Below are 16,473 nucleotides of genomic sequence, written 5' to 3' on the forward strand. Positions count from 1 at the left end.
ACACGGGTACGGGGTCGTCCAGTGGAGCGCCAGGAGCGTTCCAGGTATTCCCCCGCGACAGGCCGACCCCGGCCGACAGCCGCCGGATAGGCTGGTCCGGTGACCCGCCCCACGCGTGCCGCCGCGCACTCCCCCGCCCCCCGTCCCGACGCCGCCGAGACCTGGCCCGCGCCCGTGGCGCGCGGCCCGGTGCGCGGAGAGGTGCGGCTGCCGGGATCGAAGTCGCTGACGAACCGGCATCTCGTGCTCGCCGCGCTCGCCGACGGTCCGTGCGTCCTGCACGGCGTCCTCGAGTCGCGGGACACGGCATTGATGCGCACGGCGCTCACAGCGCTCGGGGCCCGGTTCGAGCCCCTGTCCGACGGCGGACTGCGGGTGCATCCGATGCCGGTCGGCGCGCCGCTGGCCGGGGATGTCGCCGTGGACTGCGGACTGGCGGGGACGGTCATGCGCTTCGTCCCGTTCGTCGCCGCGCTGCGGCCCGGCCGGGTCCGCTTCGACGGCGACACCGGCGCGCGCCTGCGCCCGATGGCCCCGGTCCTGGACGCGCTGCGCCAGCTCGGGGTGGCCGTCGTCGAGGAGGGTGAGCCCGGTCGCCTGCCCTTCACGACGACGACCCGCGCGGACGCGGCCACGGTGGCCCCCGACGGCGACGTGCCGGAGGTCGCGGTCGACGCCTCCGGCTCCTCCCAGTTCCTGTCCGCCGCGCTGCTGGCGGCCGCGGGGATGCCGCGCGGTCTTCGGCTGCGGCACACCGGGGAGACCGTGCCGAGCCCGGAGCACGTCGCGATGACCGTCGGGGTGCTGCGCGCGCTCGAGGTGGACGTCGCCGAGACGGGTCCCGGGGCGTGGACCGTGGCCCCGGGGCGCATCCCGGCACACGAGGCGACCGTCGAGCCGGACCTGTCCAACGCAGGCCCCTTCCTGGCCGCCGCCGTGGCCACGGGCGGCTCCGTGACGGTGCCGGACTGGCCCACCCGCACGACGCAGATCGGCGACCGCTGGCGGCGGATCCTGCCGCAGTTCGGGGCGAGCGTGGCCCTCACGGTCGACCGCACGGACCGCTCCCGCGGCCGGCTCACGGTGACGGGGGCGGTCCACGACGACGGCGCGCCCCGCATCACCGGCGCCGGTGAGATCGCGGACACGGCCGAGCTCGCCCCCACCGCGGCCGCGCTCGCCCTGCTGGCCTCCGGGCCCACCCGCCTGACGGGGATCGGCCATCTGCGGGGCCATGAGACGGACCGGCTCGCCGCGCTCACCGCCGAGGCCGCCCGCCTGGGGATCACCGTGGACGAGGACGAGACGTCGCTCGGCTTCCCGGGGACGGACGCGTCGGGGCCGCTGTCGCCCGCCGCCCTCGAGACCTACCACGACCACCGGATGGCGACCTTCGCCGCCGTCGTCGGCCTGCGCGTGCCGGGGACCGGCATCGTGGACGTGGCGACCACCGCGAAGACGATGCCGGACTTCCCCGCACTGTGGACCGCGCTCGTGGCACCCGGCGATGCGGCCGAGGAGGCCCGCTGATGGCCCGGCGCCTCGATCCCTCCGCGTGGGACGAGTCCGATGTCCGGGTGCGCCCGTCCAAACGCGGCACCCGCCCGCGCACCAAGGAGCGGCCCAAGCACGAGGATGCGCAGGTCGGCATGGTCACCACGGTGGACCGCGGCCGGTACGCCGTGGTGCTGCCGGATCGCCTGGACGAGCGGATCACGGCGATGCGCGCCCGCGAGCTGCGCCGCACGCCGATCGCCACGGGCGACCGGGTGGCCGTCGTCGGGGACCTCTCCGGGGACGAGGGCACGCTCGCACGCATCGTCCGTGTCGAGGAGCGCAGCACGGTCCTGCGCCGGTCGGCGGACGACTCGGACGAGGTCGAGCGGGTGGTGGTGGCCAACGCCGACCTGCTGGTGATCATGGTGGCCGCGGCCAATCCGGAGCCCCGGACCGGCTTCATCGACCGCGCCCTGGTCGCCTGCTACGACGCCGGCATCCACCCGGTGCTGCTCATCACGAAGACCGACCTGCGTGATCCGGCCGCGCTGGTGGCGCACTACGAGGCCCTGGACCTGGAGGTGATGACCTCCGGTGCGGCGACCTTCGAGGCCGAGACCGGGGACACCGCCCTGGACGCCTCGCTCGTGGCCCGGGTGGCCGAGCGGCTGATCGGGCACACCAGCGCGTTCGTGGGGCCCTCCGGCGTCGGCAAGTCCACGCTGCTGAACGCGCTCACCGGCGCGGAACGGGCCACCGGCCACGTCAACGCCGTCACCGGCCGGGGCCGGCACACCTCCTCGTCCGCGCTCGCACTGCCGCTGACGGGCGACGACGGCGCCCCCCTGCCGGACACCTGGGTGGTGGACACCCCCGGCATCCGGTCCTTCGGGCTGGGCTGGGTCGAGCCGGACCGCGTGGTGGAGGCGTTCGACGACCTCGCCGGCGGGCTGGCGGACTGCCCGCGCGGCTGCACCCACACCGCCGACTCCCCCGGCTGCGGCCTGGACGCATGGGTGGCCGCGGGCCACGCCGGCCCCTCGGGAGCGGCACGCCTGGCCTCGCTGCGGCGTCTGCTCGGCAACCGGCTGGCCCCCTCGGGGGCGGAGGACGCGGCGTCGTCCGAGGACTGAGGCGGCCCGCGCGGTATAGCGTGGGCGGCATGGAGCGACCTGAGAACCCTGCGACCCGCGGCCGCGACCTCACGGAGGACCTGCGGCTGGCCCACATGCTGGCGGACAACGTGGACTCGATCACGATGTCCCGGTTCAAGGCCCAGGACCTCGAGGTCAGCACCAAGCCGGATCTCACCCCTGTCACGGATGCGGACCGCGCCGCCGAGGAGTCCATCCGCTCGACCCTGTCCCGTGCCCGGGCGCGCGACGGCATCGTGGGCGAGGAGTTCGGCGGATCTCTGAGCCGCTCCGGCCGGCAGTGGGTGGTCGACCCCATCGACGGCACCAAGAACTTCGTGCGCGGCGTGCCCGTGTGGGCCACCCTCATCGCGCTGCTGATCGACGGCGAGCCCGTCGTCGGCGTCGTCTCCGCCCCCGCCCTGCACCGTCGCTGGTGGGCCGCGGCCGGCCAGGGCGCCTTCGCGGGCACCTCGCTCACGCGTGCTCAGCGGATCACCGTGTCCGGCGTGGACCGGGTCGAGGACGCGTCGCTGTCCTTCTCCTCGATCGAGGGCTGGCGCGAACGCGGCTCGATCCGCGCGTTCCTGCAGCTCACCTCGGACGTGTGGCGCGTGCGCGGCTTCGGCGACTTCTGGTCCTACATGCTCGTCGCCGAGGGCGCCGTGGACATCGCGGCCGAGCCCGAGCTCGAGCTGCATGACATGGCCGCTCTGGTGCCGATCGTGCGCGAGGCCGGCGGCCGCTTCACCTCGCTGGACGGCGAGGACGGCCCGTTCGGCGGGCACGCGCTGGCCACGAACGGCCTGCTCCACGACGACGTCCTCGCCCGCCTCCGCGCGGGTGACGAGACCGAGGGCGGCGCCTGATAGCAGTGCGGGGGGAGACGACGGCCGACCGGAGGGGCGGGCGCGGGACAGATCGCCGGCCCGGCACTGCGGGTGCGGTGGCCCTCGGCGGTGCCGCGGGCGTGCTGTGCGGTGCGGGGGTGATGAACGCGGTGACCGCGCTGGCCGGGGCGCCCAACTTCCGCGGCACGTTCGGCGCCGCGTTCGGGGCGGTCGACGTGCTGGTCCAGGCCCTGCCGCTGTTCGTGGTGAACGTGCTCGGCTCGTTCCTGCTCGGCCTGCTGTGGGCGGCCTCGCGACGCCGCGGGCCGGACTGGCGTCCACGCCTGGTGGCGGGGCTGGGAACCGGCTTCCTCGGTGCGTTCACCACCATCTCCAGCGCCGTCGCCCTGGTGCTGTGGCCGGTGCGGCTGGGCGCCGCGGCGTCCGGGGCGGGTGGCGTCCTCGCCGCGGCGGTAGCGGTGCTGCTGGTGCTCGCGCTGATGGCTGCACTCTCGACGGCGGCGGCCGTGCTCGGCCTGCGCGCCGGTGGCGCCCCGGGGTCGCGCGCGGTCGGGACGGATCGTTCGGCGGAGGACGCATGAGCGGCGCGGGATACGAGGTCTTCGCTCTCCTCCAGGTGGCCCTCCTGGCCTGCCTCGCGGCGGGCGGGGCGCTCGGCGCCCTGGTGCGCCGGCGCCTGACCGACCGGCTCGGCCCCCGGGGTCTGCTCACCGCCAACACGACGGCGGCCCTGCTCCTCGGCGTCACCGTCGGCCTGGCCGTGCCGGAGCTGGTGTACGCCTCCGAGAGCTGGGGCGACGGGCAGGGGCTCGTGCTCGTCGCGGCGGTGTCCGCCGTGGTGTCCGGGTTCTGCCTCGCCCTGGGGACGTGGTCCACCGTGGCCGCTGAGGCGGCTGACGCCGCGCTCGCCCGTCGATGGGGCACAGCCGCCCGCCTGTGGACCGCGCATCTGGGGCTGGGGCTGGTGGCCGTCGTCGTCGGCTGGGGCGCCGGCCTGGGCCTGCACGCCGTCCTGGCCGGCTGAGGGGCGGGCCGCCGCACACCGGCATGGACACGACGAAGGCCCCGGAATCGGGGTGATTCCGGGGCCTTCCCGTGGTGGTGAGTGGAGCCGGCGGGAATTGAACCCGCGTCCGATGAGGTGTTGCCAGGTCTTCTCCGGGCGCAGTCTGCTGTGGGTGTTGCTCGGTCCTGGCCGTCCCGCAGACGGGCGGCCAACCCGGACCCAGCCGGATTGATGTCGGCGTCACGACCCCCGGCGAGGGTGACGCCCAGTGGCTATCTAGCTGACGCCACGATCCGAGGCGACAGCGACCTCGGGGTGACGGACTCGATCACTGATCAGGCAGCGAGAGCGAAGTCAGTGCGCTTGGATTCGGCACTTATTGGTTTGCAGAGAGCGTTTGACGAGATGACTCTGCATCCTCGGCCCGCTTCTCCCGACGCGACACACACCGTCGAAACCGATCGGCCCCATGGGGGCGACTCCTCTATGAGGTTGTCAATCACCACTGCAGGCGGAGGGCGCGAGGCCCGCCGGTCCTGAAACCGGCCCTGCGAGAGATACAACGTAGCACGCCCCCGAGGCATTCCCAAGGGGTCCACCGCGCTCAGGCCACGCCGGCGCGCCGGTTGCGCATCCGCATGGCCCGCTGGGCCTCGCGGTTGTCCTGCTGCTCGCGCAGCTTGTGCCGCTTGTCGTATTCGCGGTTGCCGCGCGCGACGCCGATCTCCACCTTCACGCGCCCGTTCAGGAAGTACAGGGACAGCGGCACGATGGTCAGGCCCGGATCCTGGATCTGGCGGGAGATCTTCGTCAGCTCGGCGCGGTGCAGCAGCAGCTTGCGGCGGCGGCGGGCGGCGTGGTTGGTCCACGAGCCGTTGAGGTACTCCGGGATGTAGACCTGCTCGAGCCACAGCTCGTCCCGGTAGAAGACCGCGAAGCCGTCCACGAGCGAGGCCTTGCCCTCGCGCAGCGACTTCACCTCGGTGCCGGTGAGCACCATGCCGGCCTCGTACGTGTCGAGGATGGTGTAGTCGTGGCGCGCCTTCTTGTTGTTGGCGATCACCTGGCGCTCGCCGGGGGCCGGCTGCTTGGCGGCCTTGCCCTTGCTGTTCTTGCCCATGGCCTCACGTCCTTCCAGCGTCCACGGCGACGGCCGCGCCCCGATCAGGGCGCGGCCGTCCAGTCTATCCCGTGCCGGCCCGATGCCCGCCGAGGCGGTGCGCCGGGGCCGCGGGGCGGCGTCGTCGGCTCAGTCCAGCGGCGCGCCGGTGAGCGCGCGGACCTGCTCCTCGGTGATGCCGGGCGCGGTCTCCACGAGCGCCAGGCGGGGCTGTTCCGGGGTGCCGACGACGTCGATCACGGCCAGGTCCGTGATGATGCGGTCGACGACGGCGCGGCCGGTCAGCGGCAGGGTGCACTGGTCGACGATCTTGGGGGTGCCGTCCTTGGACACGTGGTCCATCATGACGATCACGCGGCCGGCGCCGTGGACGAGGTCCATCGCACCGCCCATGCCCTTGACCATCTTGCCGGGCACCATCCAGTTGGCCAGGTCGCCCGCGGCGGAGACCTCCATGCCGCCCAGGACGGCGACGTCGATCTTGCCGCCGCGGATCATGCCGAAGCTCAGCGCGGAGTCGAAGAAGGACGCCCCCGGGTTCACGGTGACGGTCTCCTTGCCCGCGTTGATCAGGTCCGGGTCCACGGCGTCCTCCGTGGGGTACGGGCCCGTGCCGAGGATGCCGTTCTCGGACTGCAGCACCACGGACCGCCCGGCGGGGATGTGGTTGGGGATCAGCGTGGGCATGCCGATGCCGAGGTTGACGTAGGCGCCGTCCGGCAGCTCCTGCGCGGCGCGGGCCGCCATCTGGTCGCGGCTCAGGCCCTGGGGACGCCCGGTGGTCTGCTCGCTCATGCCCGCCCCTCCCCCGACGCGCGCACGGTGCGCTTCTCGATCCGCTTCTCGATGTCCGTGCCGACCTCCACGATCCGGTGCACGAAGACACCGGGCAGGTGCACGTCATCCGGGTCGATCTCGCCGGGCTCGACGAGCTCCTCCACCTGCGCGATGCACACGCGGCCGGCCATGGCCGCGGGCGGGCCGAACTGGCGGGTGGCCTTGCGGAACACGAGGTTGCCGTGGCGGTCGCCCTTCCACGCGTGCACGAGGGAGAAGTCGGTGACGATGGAGCGTTCGAGCACATAGGTCTCGGGCTCGTCCGGGGTCTGGCTGAGGTAGCCCTCGCCGAGCACGAACGTGTCCGTGGGCTTGGCCTGCGAGGACTTCACCACGGTGCCGTCCGCGTCGTAGCGCATGGGCAGGCCGCCTTCGGCCACCTGGGTGCCGACGCCGGAGCGGGTGTAGAACGCCGGGATGCCGGCGCCGCCGGCGCGGAGCTTCTCCGCGAGGGTGCCCTGCGGGACGAGCTCCACCTCGAGCTCGCCCTTGAGGTACTGGCGGGCGAACTCCTTGTTCTCCCCCACATAGGAGGAGGTCATCTTCCGCAGCCGGCGCGCGCCGAGCAGGATGCCCAGGCCCCAGCCGTCCACGCCGCAGTTGTTGGAGACGACGGACAGGTCCGTGGCGCCCTGCTCGAGCAGGGCCTCGATGAGCTGCACGGGGTTGCCGGAGAGCCCGAAGCCGCCGACGGCCAGGGACGCGCCGTCCGGCACGTCCGCCACCGCCTCGGCGGGCGTGGCCACGGTCTTGTCGAGAGCCATGTCCGGGGTCCTTTCTGTCAGGGGCGGTCTGTCAGCGGAAGAGGATCAGGGCCTCGCCCTGGCCGCCGCCGCCGCAGAGCGAGACGGCCGCGCGGCCGCCGTCGCGCCGGTCGAGCTCGAGGGCGGCGTGCAGGGCCAGCCGGGCGCCGGAGGCGCCGATCGGGTGGCCCAGGGCGATGGCGCCGCCGTGGATGTTGGTCTTCTCGTGCGGGTAGCCGAGGTCGCGCAGGGACTGCACGGCCACCGCGCCGAACGCCTCGTTGATCTCGATGAAGTCAAGGTCGGCCACGTCCCAGCCCTGCTTCCGCACCGCCGCGGCGATCGCGTCCGAAGGCTGCGAGTGCAGCTGCGAGCTGTCCGGGCCGGCGGTCTGGCCGGGTGCGCCCACCGTGGCGAGGATCGTCAGGCCCTTCTCCTCGGCGAAGGCCCGCGAGGTCACCACGAGGGCGGCGGCGCCGTCGGACAGGGGCGAGGAGTTGCCGGCCGTGATGGTGCCGTCCTTCGCGAACGCCGGGCGCAGGGCGCCCAGCGACTCGGCGGTCGTGTCCGGGCGGACCCCTTCGTCCTGGGAGACGACCAGCGGGTCGCCCTTGCGCTGCGGGATCTCCACCGGGGCGATCTCGCCCTCGAAGACGCCCTCGGACTGGGCCCGGGCGGCCCGCTGGTGCGAGGCCGCGGCGACCTCGTCCTGCTCGGCGCGGGCGATGTTCCGCTCGCCGTTGCCGGACTCGGTCAGCTCGCCCATGGCCTCGTGGCTCAGGGAGTCGGTGAGGCCGTCCCACGCGACGGCGTCGAGCATGGTGGCCGGGCCGTACTTGAAGCCCTTGCGCGCGCCGGGCAGCAGGTGCGGGGCGTTGGTCATGGACTCCTGACCGCCGGCCACCACCACGTCCGCCTCGCCGAGGCGGATGAGACGGGCGGCGTCGATCACGGCGGTGAGGCCGGACAGGCACACCTTGTTGATCGTCATGGCCGGGACGTTCAACGGGATGCCCGCGGCGAGCGCGGACTGGCGGGCCGGGTTCTGGCCCGCGCCGGCCTGCACGACCTGGCCCATGTAGACCATGTCCACGTCCTCGGGGGCCACGCCGGCGCGCTCGAGCGCGTGCGTGATCGCGTGGGCGCCCAGGTCCACGGCGCGCAGGTCGGCCTGCTGCGAGAGCAGCCGGGTGAAGGGCGTGCGGGCACCGCCCACGATCACGGCATCGGTGGGCTGAGGCTGGGGCAGCTCGGCGGTCATGCGGTCCTCCTGGGACGTTCAACTCGGTTCATCACGATTCACTCAAATGCAGTCTATGACCCCGGTCACAGGCGCGCCAGGGAGCGACGCGTCTGTGACGGCGCGCCGCGGCGCAGGGACCACGACGGCCCGCACCCGCCGGCTGCGGGCGCGGGCCGTCGTCGGGACGTCCGGGGGTCGGGCCGGAGCCTCAGAGACCCTGGCCGGTCGGCGAGACGAGGATCTTCACGGCCGTCTCGTTGTGGTGGATGAGGGTCTCGAAGCCCCGGTCGACCAGGTCGTCGAGGCCGATCTTGCCGGTGATGAACGGCGCGAGGTCCACGGCGCCGTCCTCGACCATGCGGATGGTGTCTGCGTGGTCGTTCGCGTACGCGATCGTGCCGCGCAGGTCGATCTCCTTCATCACCAGCTTGTGCAGGGCCACGGCGGGCTCGTGACCCCAGATGGACTCGTTGACGATGACGCCGCCGGGACGCACCGCGTCCAGCAGCATGTCCAGCACCACATCCACCGAGGTGCACTCGAAGCCCACGTCCGCGCCCTGGCCGTCGTGCAGTTCGCGGATCTTGGCGGGCACGTCCACCTCGCGCGGGTCGAAGGCCTCGTCCACCACGCCGGCCTCGAGCACCTTCTGCCGCCGCAGCTCCGAGAGCTCGGAGACGTACACCGTCAGGCCCTTGCCCTTGAGCACGGCCGCGGTGAGCGCGCCGATGGGGCCGGCGCCGCCGATCACGGCCACGCCCGATGTCGGCGAGCCGGCCCGCGCCCACGCGTGGTGGGCCACGGAGAGCGGCTCGATGAGCGCGGCCTGGTCGAGGGGCACGGAGTCGGCCACCGGGTGGACCCAGCGGCGCTGCACCGCGATCTGCTCGGCCAGTCCGCCGCCGTCGCCGCCCAGACCGATGAAGTTCATGTCCGGCGCGAGGTTGTAGTCCGGTCGGTCCCGGTCCTCCTCGCGCACGATGTACGGCTCCACGACGACCTTCTGGCCGACCTCGAGGTCCGTGACGCCCTCGCCCAGGGCGGCGACGGTGCCGGACATCTCGTGGCCGAGCGTGACGGGGGCGGCGTCACCGGAGATCGGGTGCGGGTGCCCGGCCGGCGGGATGAAGATCGGGCCCTCGAGGTACTCGTGCAGGTCCGTGCCGCAGATGCCGCACCACGCGACGTCCACGAGGACCTGCCCCGGACCGGCCGTGGGCGAGTCGATCTCCTCGATGCGGATGTCCTTCTTGCCGTGCCAACGGGCGGCGCGCATGGTCATGCTGGTCGACCTCCTGGGTGGGAATGGAGTCTGGTGCCGGACCGGCGCGCGGGGGCGCCTGCCCGGTGCTTCGAGCATCCCACCGGGCCGGTCTCCCGGGCCAGGCCCGAGGCCCCTGCGGGGGCTTGAACGGCGACGCCTGCCTGCGCCTCACTGCGGAGGTGCGGGCCGGCGTCGTGGTGGCCCGGGCGACGGGGCCGTGCCGCGGGGCTCAGTCCTCCTGGGCGGCCTTGACCTGCTCGGCGCGCCAGCGGATCCCGGCGTCCACGAAATCGTCGATGTGGCCGTCGAACACGGAGGAGGGGTTGCCCTCCTCGTGGCCCGTGCGCAGGTCCTTGACCATCTGGTACGGGTTCAGCACGTAGGAGCGCATCTGGTCGCCCCAGGACGCCTTGACGTCGCCGGCCATCTCCTTCTTCTTCGCGTCCTCCTCGGCCTTGCGCAGCAGCAGCAGGCGAGACTGGAGCACGCGCAGGGCGGCGGCACGGTTCTGGATCTGCGACTTCTCGTTCTGCATGGACACGACGATGCCGGTGGGCAGGTGCGTCATGCGGACGGCGGAGTCCGTGGTGTTCACGGACTGGCCGCCGGGGCCCGAGGAGCGGAACACGTCCACCTTGATCTCGGACTCGGGGATCTCGATGGAGTCGTCCGACTCGATCAGCGGCACCACCTCGACCGCCGCGAAGGACGTCTGGCGGCGGCCCTGGTTGTCGAAGGGGCTGATGCGCACGAGGCGGTGCGTGCCGGCCTCCACGGAGAGGGTGCCGAACGCGAAGGGCGCGTTGACCTCGAAGGTGACGGACTTCAGGCCGGCCTCCTCCGCGTAGGAGGTGTCCATGACCTTGGTGGACCAGCCGCGCTGCTCAGCCCAGCGCAGGTACATGCGCATGAGGGTCTCGGCGAAGTCGGCCGCGTCCACGCCGCCGGCGCCCGCGCGGATGGTCACGACGGCGTCGCGCTGGTCGTACTCGCCGCTGAGCAGCGTGACGACCTCGAGTTCCTCCAGGGCCTTGCGGATGGAGGTCAGCTCCTGGTTCGCGTCGTCGAGGAGGGAGGGCTCGTCCTCCTCCGCGGCGAGCTCGACCATGGTCTCCAGGTCCTCGATGCGGCTCTCCAGGGAGGTGATGCGCTTGAGGTCCGTCTGACGGTGGGAGAGCTTGGAGGTGACCTTCTGGGCCTCCTCCGGGTCGTCCCAGAGGTCCGGTGCGGAGGCCTGCTGCTCCAGTTCGGCGATGTCCGCCTTGATGCGGTCGAGGTCCGAGACCTGCTCGATGGAGGCCAGGGTGTGGCGCAGGGAGTCGATCTCCGCGGAGAAGTCAGTGTCAGCCATGATTCGGCCAGCCTACCGCGTGGGGTGGACGCCGGTCGTGTGCCAGCGGCGGATCGCCGCCGCGACGGCCTCGGGCTCCGTGACGTGCGGCCAGTGGCCCGTGCTGACATCGACGACGGTGGCGTGCTGCGTGACCGCGTCCAGGTCCCGTTGGTGGACGTCCCGGGTGCTGCGCACGTATAGCGTCGGGACGGTGATGCCGGCCCAGAGGGCACGGGTGTCCGCGGCGAGGACGGCGGCCCAGAGCTCGCGCATCGGATGGTCCGGCGTGGCGTCCAGGTCGGTCAGGATCCGCTCGCGCCACGGCTCCGGGACGAGGAGGTCCCGCGCGAGCGAGGCGCGGAGCACGCTCCGCCAGTCCGGGCGGGCGGCGAGGCGGGCCTTGGCCGCCCGGGCGGCCAGGGCGGTGTCCGTCACCGGGACGTTCGAGTCGATGACCACGAGGGCGCGGGGCCGCACCAGCCCGTCGGCGACGGCGCGCAGCGCGATGACCCCGCCCGTGCTGTGGCCGATCAGCAGCCCCGGCACGGGGCCGGCCTGCGCCGCCCAGGTGCGGGCGGCGTCGAGGACGGGGTCCGCATCGGTCGCCGGCCGTGCGGCCCGGGGGCGGCCCTGACCGCCGGCGTCCGTGCCCGGGTGGCCGGGCAGGGCGGGCGAGGCGGCGAGGTCGGCCACGGCGCCGAGGGCGTCAGCAAGGGGCTCGAAGTGGGCGGGCCGGCCACCGATGCCGTGGAGGAAGCGGATCACCGGGCCAGGCTAGTGCGACTGCTGCCCGTCGCCTCGAGGGGGACCGACAGGGGCAGTGTCCCCGCGAACGGGCCGGTCATGGCGAACAGATCGGCCCGGGCGTCGAGGGTGACGACGACGGTGGTGCCGTCGTCGGCCACGCGGGCGTTCATCCCGCCGAGCCCGGGCACGGCCTCCTGGGCACCGACGGCCGCGAGGTGTGCGCTGGCGGAGGCGGCGACGTCGTCGTCGGAGAGCACGACGCCCGGGTCCTCCCCCAGCCGGAAGCCGAGCTCCTCTGCCCCGGCGATGGCGGCCGAGTCCGCGAGCGACTGCAGGCGGCGGTGCTGCAACTGCACGGTGGTGACCGCGAGCATGACCAGCATGAGGGCCACGAGCACGGCGCACAGGCCGACGGTGAGGACGGTGGTCTGCCCGTCGTCGTGACCCAGGCGAGCGGTGAGGCGGCGGCGCATCAGAACCTCGGCACAGTCTGCCGGGCGTCGGAACCCACCGTCACGGGGGTCAGCGACCACGCTGCCGGCGTGAGAGGGACGGGCACCCCCACGTCCACCCGCACGGCGACGACCTCGCCCGGTTCGAGCGTGCCACAGCCGCCCTGATCGCAGCCGACGGTCAGGTCGTACTGGCCGGCGCCCACGCCGTAGTCGGCCAGCGTGAGCTCGACGGTGGCGTGGGCGGCGCCTGCGCTGGGGTGATCAGCCTCGGCGACCACGGCCTTGACGGCCTGGTCAGCGGCGGCGACCGAGGCGAACGCCGCGGCCTGGACCTGGGAGACGTAGATCATCAGGTACACCACGGGGATCAACAGGACGAGGGTGAGGCCCAGGAATTCGACCGTGGCCGCTCCCCGCTCGTCGCGGACGTCATTGACGGAACGCATGACCGCTCACCTCCACGGGGATCGGGCCCGGCAGGAACCCCAGGCCGGGCAGCGAGCTCGAGACCGTGACGCGCAGGACCGGGACCCCGTCCTGGCTGGTGAGCTCCGCGGCGACGTCGGCCCCGGACTGGCCGGGCACGCCGGCCGAGAGCAGCTCCCGAGCCCGCTGGACGCCGTCCTCGGGGCTCCGGTCCGCGAGCGCCCCGTACCGGGCGCCGGCGGAGGCGGCGTCGATCATCACGTTGCGCGTGTGGATCACGACGCCGGCCTGGAGCAGCGCCGCGAAGAGCAGGACGACCAGGGTCATCACCATGGTGGACTCGGCCACCGCGGCGCCCCGGTCGTCCCGCCAGCGGACACCCGTGTGGCCGCCACGGGGCGCCTGCGCGCCGTGGGCAGCACCCCGGGGCATGCTCAGCCGCCCTGGGACACCTGGGAGATGGCCTGGTTGAACAGTCCCTGGAGCGCCGGCAGGGCGAGGGCCAGCAGGCCGGCCACGAGCACGGCGGACATGAGGGTGATCATCACCCAGCCGGGGACGTCGCCGCGCTCGTCGCGGACGTCGTCGTGGATGAGGGCGCGCAGGGCGGCCAGGACGGTGATGGCGTGGTGGTGGAGCATGGTCCCCTCCTCGGGTGGCCGGCCGCCCGTGCGGCCGGAGTGGATGGTGATCGTGGGTGGATGGATGGACTATTCAGTTGTGGGTCTTCAGAACCCCAGGCGCATCAGGGAGATGCCGGGGAAGACGGCGAAGATCACCGTGAGCGGGAGGATGCCGAACACGAGGGGCACCATCATCTGTATCTCCTTCCGGCCGGCGGCCTCCATGAGCTCGCGGCGACCCATCTCACGCACGTCCTGGGCCTGCGCGCGCAGGACGTCGGCGAGGGGCGTGCCGCGGTCGAGCGCGATGAGCACGCCCCCGATGAACCGTTCGACGGGGGCCAGCTGCACGCGCCGTCCCATGGCCTTGAGCGCCGCGGACAGCGACGCCCCGGCACGCATGTCGGCGAGCGTGGTGCGGAACTCGCCGGCCAGCTCCCCGCGCGCCGTCCCCGCGATGCGTTCGAGCGCTCCGGCGGCGCTCTCCCCCGCGCCCACCGAGAGCGCGAACAGCTCGGCCACGGACGGGAACTCGGAGAGGATGGCCTCGCGCCGCCGTCGCACCCGCAGGGAGAGCAGCTGCTCCCGGAGCAGGAACCCGGCCATGCCGCCGGCGATCACGAGGGCGACCCCCGTGATCACCGGCACGCGGCCCGTGACGGTGAGGCTGAGCGCGAGGACGGCCGCCACGGCGGCCCCCGCGGCTCCGCTCAGGACCTGCTGGGCACGGAAGTCCGTCGACGTGACCGCGAGCCCCGCGGCGGCCAGCTTGCGGTCGAGCGCCACCCCGCCCGGGGAGATGCGCTGGACCCAGCCGACTCCGGCCTGCACCACGGGATCGAGGATGCGTCCCCACGCTCCCCAGGGTGAGGCGCCCGCACGTTCCTCCTCGAGGAGGCGGGAGGCCGGGATGTGGTGGCGCAGCTGCGGTTCGACCCGTTGCTCGAGGCTGGGGCGCCAGCCCACCGGCTGGGTGACCAGGATGAGGAGCAGTCCCGCCCCGAGGGTGAGGCCCAGGAGCGCGGCCCAGATCAGCGCGGACGTCATGCGAACACCCGCTTCTCCCGGGGCAGCGCGCCGATGCGGAGCATGACGCGGTAGCAGACGACGGAGGCCACCATGCCGGCGAGGAGCACGGCCCCGCCGGCGGCGGACCGGTAGGCCGCGACCGCGGCGGGCTGGGTCCCCAGCAGCAGGAGCACGAGCCACGGGGCGCACACCGCCAACCGGGCCGCGTTCACGGTCCACGACTGCCGGGCCTCGAGCTCGGCGCGGATGCGGGCGTCCTGCCGGAGGAACTCGGAGAGGGTCTGCAGCAGACGGCCGATGTCGGCGCCGCCGACCTCGCGGGTCAGGCGCAGCGAGACCACCAGGCGGTCCGCGACGGGGTCGGCCATCCGGGCCTTGAGCCGGTCCAGTGCGTCCACGAAGCGGGCTCCGGCCCGGTAGTCCCGGGCGAACTGCTGGAACGGCTCGCGCAGCCCCTCCGGCCCGGTCTCCCCGAGCTGGATGAGCGCCTCCGGGAGAGTCAGGCCCGCGCGGATGGCCGACCGGGCGTGGTCGATCGCGTCCGGCCACAGCTCGCGCAGTGCCGTGGACCGCCGGCGGGCCTGCCAGGACAACAGCAGCCAGGGCACGGCCGCGCCGAAGACGGCGAAGCACGCGGCGATGGTCCACGTACTGGTCAGCGACAGGACGAGCAGCCCGACCACGAGACCGCCGACGGCCATGGCGGACACGACGCCGGCCGGGCTGAGACGCTGGATGCCGGACTGGGCGATCAGCACACGCAGGCGCGAGTCGGGGCGGGCGGCCCCGGGTTTCTCCGTGGGAGGGGACCAGAGGGACCACCACAGCAGGAACAGGCCGCAGCCGAGCGCGAGCCCCAGCAGCGCGGCCATCAGCGCAGCCCCACCAGCTCGTGGACGTCCACGCCGCGACGGGCGAGCGCCTCGAACTCCAGGTTCGCACCCTCGTTGAGGCGCAGGTCGCCCTCGGCGTCACGCTGGAAGAGCGCCGACGTCTCGATGACCCCGCCCTCCACCCGTGAGCCGACGGTGAGGATCTCCCGCACCCGCCGGCGGCCCTGACGGTCGCGCTCGCAGTGCACGACGACGTCGATGCACGTGGCGACCGTCGGGACGACGAAGTCCCGGGAGATGTTCTCCCCGGCCAGCAGCGGCAGCGTGCAGAGCTTCGTGAGCGCGTCCGCGGCCGAGTTCGCGTGGATCGTGCACATGCCGGCCAGGCCGGAGTTCAGAGCGACGAGCATGTCCAGCGCCTCGGCCTCGCGCACCTCGCCGACGATCAGGCGGTCCGGGCGCATCCGCAGCGCCTCCTTGACGAGGCGACGCAGCGGGATCTCGCCGTGGCCCTCCAGGTTCGGCTGGCGGCACTGCAGCCCGACGACGTCGCGCACCGGGATCTGCAGCTCGAAGATCTCCTCCACGGTGATCACCCGCTCCCGCGGGCCGATGGCCGAAGCCAGGCAGTTGAGCAGGGTGGTCTTGCCCGCCTGGGTGGCCCCGCTGACGAGGATGTTCATGCCCGCGTCCACGGCCGCGTCCAGGAAGCGGGCCGCCGTCGGAGTGAGGGAACCGCCCCGGACGAGGTCGTCCAGCCGGCGCGCCCGGGCGATGAACTTCCGGATGTTCACGGCCCAGTGCCGCCGCGTGATGTCGGGGATGGCCACGTGCAGGCGCGAACCGTCTGGCAGGGCCGCGTCGACGAACGGCATCGACAGGTCCAGCCGCCGGCCCGAGGACTTCAACATGACTTCGACGAGGTCCTGCACCTCCTCCTCGGTCAGGACGATGCCCGTCAGCTCGGAGCGGCCGGACCGCGCGCAGTAGACGGCGTCCGGCGCGTTCAGCCAGATCTCCTCCACGGAGGGATCGTCCATGAGCCGCTGGAGCGGCCCGAGGCCCGCGATGCGGTCGAACAGGTCCTGCCGCGCCGCCACGGGATCCTCCAGGTCCGGCAGCGAGCTGACCATCGCGCGGGACTCGTAGTCCGCGGCCGCGTCCTGGATGAGCGTCAGGACCCGGGCGTGCTCACGCTGCGGGTCGATGCCCTGCCGCCGGACGATCTCCCGGATCTCGTCCTCGAGAATGCGCACCGCATCCATGTGTCCCTCCTGTGCCCGATTCGGCGCCATCCCCAGCGCCGCACATGTCTCGATCAGGAAGATACCCC

19 protein-coding genes and 1 other RNA gene are annotated in these 16,473 nt (G+C 73.3%); 5 read left to right on the forward strand and 15 right to left on the reverse strand.

The features are described from left to right. Window positions 1-99: 99 nt before the first annotated feature. The 5 genes from aroA to SOY78_RS08785 all read left to right on the forward strand — a co-directional run bounded on the left by aroA (window position 100) and on the right by SOY78_RS08785 (window position 4,505). Window positions 100-1,530, forward strand: a complete 1,431-nt coding sequence (aroA, locus tag SOY78_RS08765; protein WP_324701444.1) for a 3-phosphoshikimate 1-carboxyvinyltransferase — start codon at window positions 100-102, stop codon at window positions 1,528-1,530. Further along, window positions 1,530-2,630: a ribosome small subunit-dependent GTPase A gene (rsgA, locus tag SOY78_RS08770; protein WP_044659234.1), complete on the forward strand. Its 1,101-nt coding sequence runs from the start codon at window positions 1,530-1,532 to the stop codon at window positions 2,628-2,630. The genes aroA and rsgA overlap by 1 nt, the downstream gene beginning before the upstream one ends. Before the next feature lie 29 nt (window positions 2,631-2,659). Continuing rightward, on the forward strand, window positions 2,660-3,499 hold the full coding sequence (gene hisN / locus SOY78_RS08775) for a histidinol-phosphatase (protein WP_041104303.1): 840 nt from the start codon (window positions 2,660-2,662) through the stop codon (window positions 3,497-3,499). Between the two features lie 101 nt (window positions 3,500-3,600). After that, complete coding sequence (locus tag SOY78_RS08780; RefSeq protein ID WP_414467875.1) at window positions 3,601-4,062, forward strand: FluC/FEX family fluoride channel; 462 nt, start codon at window positions 3,601-3,603, stop codon at window positions 4,060-4,062. After that, a complete protein-coding gene (locus tag SOY78_RS08785; RefSeq protein WP_041104299.1) occupies window positions 4,059-4,505 on the forward strand; it encodes a CrcB family protein in 447 nt (148 codons plus the stop codon). The genes SOY78_RS08780 and SOY78_RS08785 overlap by 4 nt, the downstream gene beginning before the upstream one ends. 79 nt (window positions 4,506-4,584) lie before the next feature. Here SOY78_RS08785 and ssrA read toward each other — a convergent pair. The 15 genes from ssrA to SOY78_RS08860 all read right to left on the reverse strand — a co-directional run bounded on the left by ssrA (window position 4,585) and on the right by SOY78_RS08860 (window position 16,405). After that, window positions 4,585-4,956: a transfer-messenger RNA gene (gene ssrA / locus SOY78_RS08790) on the reverse strand. Window positions 4,957-5,091: 135 nt separating this feature from the next. After that, window positions 5,092-5,607, reverse strand: a complete 516-nt coding sequence (gene smpB / locus SOY78_RS08795; protein WP_044659238.1) for an SsrA-binding protein SmpB — start codon at window positions 5,605-5,607, stop codon at window positions 5,092-5,094. A gap of 129 nt (window positions 5,608-5,736) precedes the next feature. Next, window positions 5,737-6,402: a CoA transferase subunit B gene (locus tag SOY78_RS08800; protein ID WP_044659239.1), complete on the reverse strand. Its 666-nt coding sequence runs from the start codon at window positions 6,400-6,402 to the stop codon at window positions 5,737-5,739. After that, window positions 6,399-7,208: a CoA transferase subunit A gene (locus tag SOY78_RS08805; RefSeq protein WP_041104295.1), complete on the reverse strand. Its 810-nt coding sequence runs from the start codon at window positions 7,206-7,208 to the stop codon at window positions 6,399-6,401. The genes SOY78_RS08800 and SOY78_RS08805 overlap by 4 nt, the downstream gene beginning before the upstream one ends. Before the next feature lie 31 nt (window positions 7,209-7,239). After that, window positions 7,240-8,448, reverse strand: coding sequence for an acetyl-CoA C-acetyltransferase (locus SOY78_RS08810; protein WP_041104293.1), 1,209 nt, complete (start codon window positions 8,446-8,448; stop codon window positions 7,240-7,242). 190 nt (window positions 8,449-8,638) lie between these two features. After that, window positions 8,639-9,706: a 2,3-butanediol dehydrogenase gene (locus SOY78_RS08815; RefSeq protein ID WP_324701934.1), complete on the reverse strand. Its 1,068-nt coding sequence runs from the start codon at window positions 9,704-9,706 to the stop codon at window positions 8,639-8,641. Window positions 9,707-9,923: 217 nt separating this feature from the next. Then, window positions 9,924-11,045 (reverse strand): peptide chain release factor 2, encoded by a 1,122-nt coding sequence (gene prfB / locus SOY78_RS08820; RefSeq protein ID WP_012750800.1) that lies wholly within the window; start codon window positions 11,043-11,045, stop codon window positions 9,924-9,926. Window positions 11,046-11,057: 12 nt separating this feature from the next. Next, a complete protein-coding gene (locus SOY78_RS08825; protein WP_049147203.1) occupies window positions 11,058-11,792 on the reverse strand; it encodes an alpha/beta fold hydrolase in 735 nt (244 codons plus the stop codon). Further along, entirely contained in the window at window positions 11,789-12,247 is a 459-nt protein-coding gene (locus tag SOY78_RS08830; protein ID WP_036381775.1) for a Tad domain-containing protein, read from the reverse strand. The genes SOY78_RS08825 and SOY78_RS08830 overlap by 4 nt, the downstream gene beginning before the upstream one ends. After that, window positions 12,247-12,675, reverse strand: a complete 429-nt coding sequence (locus SOY78_RS08835; protein WP_036313982.1) for a hypothetical protein — start codon at window positions 12,673-12,675, stop codon at window positions 12,247-12,249. Before SOY78_RS08835 ends, SOY78_RS08830 begins: the two co-directional genes overlap by 1 nt. After that, window positions 12,659-13,087, reverse strand: coding sequence for a TadE/TadG family type IV pilus assembly protein (locus tag SOY78_RS08840; protein WP_036381779.1), 429 nt, complete (start codon window positions 13,085-13,087; stop codon window positions 12,659-12,661). The genes SOY78_RS08835 and SOY78_RS08840 overlap by 17 nt, the downstream gene beginning before the upstream one ends. A 2-nt stretch (window positions 13,088-13,089) precedes the next feature. After that, a complete protein-coding gene (locus SOY78_RS08845) occupies window positions 13,090-13,296 on the reverse strand; it encodes a hypothetical protein (protein WP_010079078.1) in 207 nt (68 codons plus the stop codon). Window positions 13,297-13,383: 87 nt separating this feature from the next. After that, window positions 13,384-14,325: a type II secretion system F family protein gene (locus SOY78_RS08850; RefSeq protein WP_041104286.1), complete on the reverse strand. Its 942-nt coding sequence runs from the start codon at window positions 14,323-14,325 to the stop codon at window positions 13,384-13,386. Then, window positions 14,322-15,179 carry a type II secretion system F family protein gene (locus tag SOY78_RS08855; protein ID WP_010079080.1) on the reverse strand — a complete coding sequence of 286 codons (858 nt, stop codon included), beginning with the start codon at window positions 15,177-15,179 and terminating at the stop codon, window positions 14,322-14,324. Before SOY78_RS08855 ends, SOY78_RS08850 begins: the two co-directional genes overlap by 4 nt. Further along, window positions 15,179-16,405, reverse strand: a complete 1,227-nt coding sequence (locus SOY78_RS08860) for a CpaF family protein (protein ID WP_010079081.1) — start codon at window positions 16,403-16,405, stop codon at window positions 15,179-15,181. The genes SOY78_RS08855 and SOY78_RS08860 overlap by 1 nt, the downstream gene beginning before the upstream one ends. Window positions 16,406-16,473 lie beyond the last annotated feature (68 nt).

The organism is Micrococcus sp. HOU01, from assembly GCF_035609305.1.
GTDB classification, from domain to species: domain Bacteria; phylum Actinomycetota; class Actinomycetes; order Actinomycetales; family Micrococcaceae; genus Micrococcus; species Micrococcus luteus.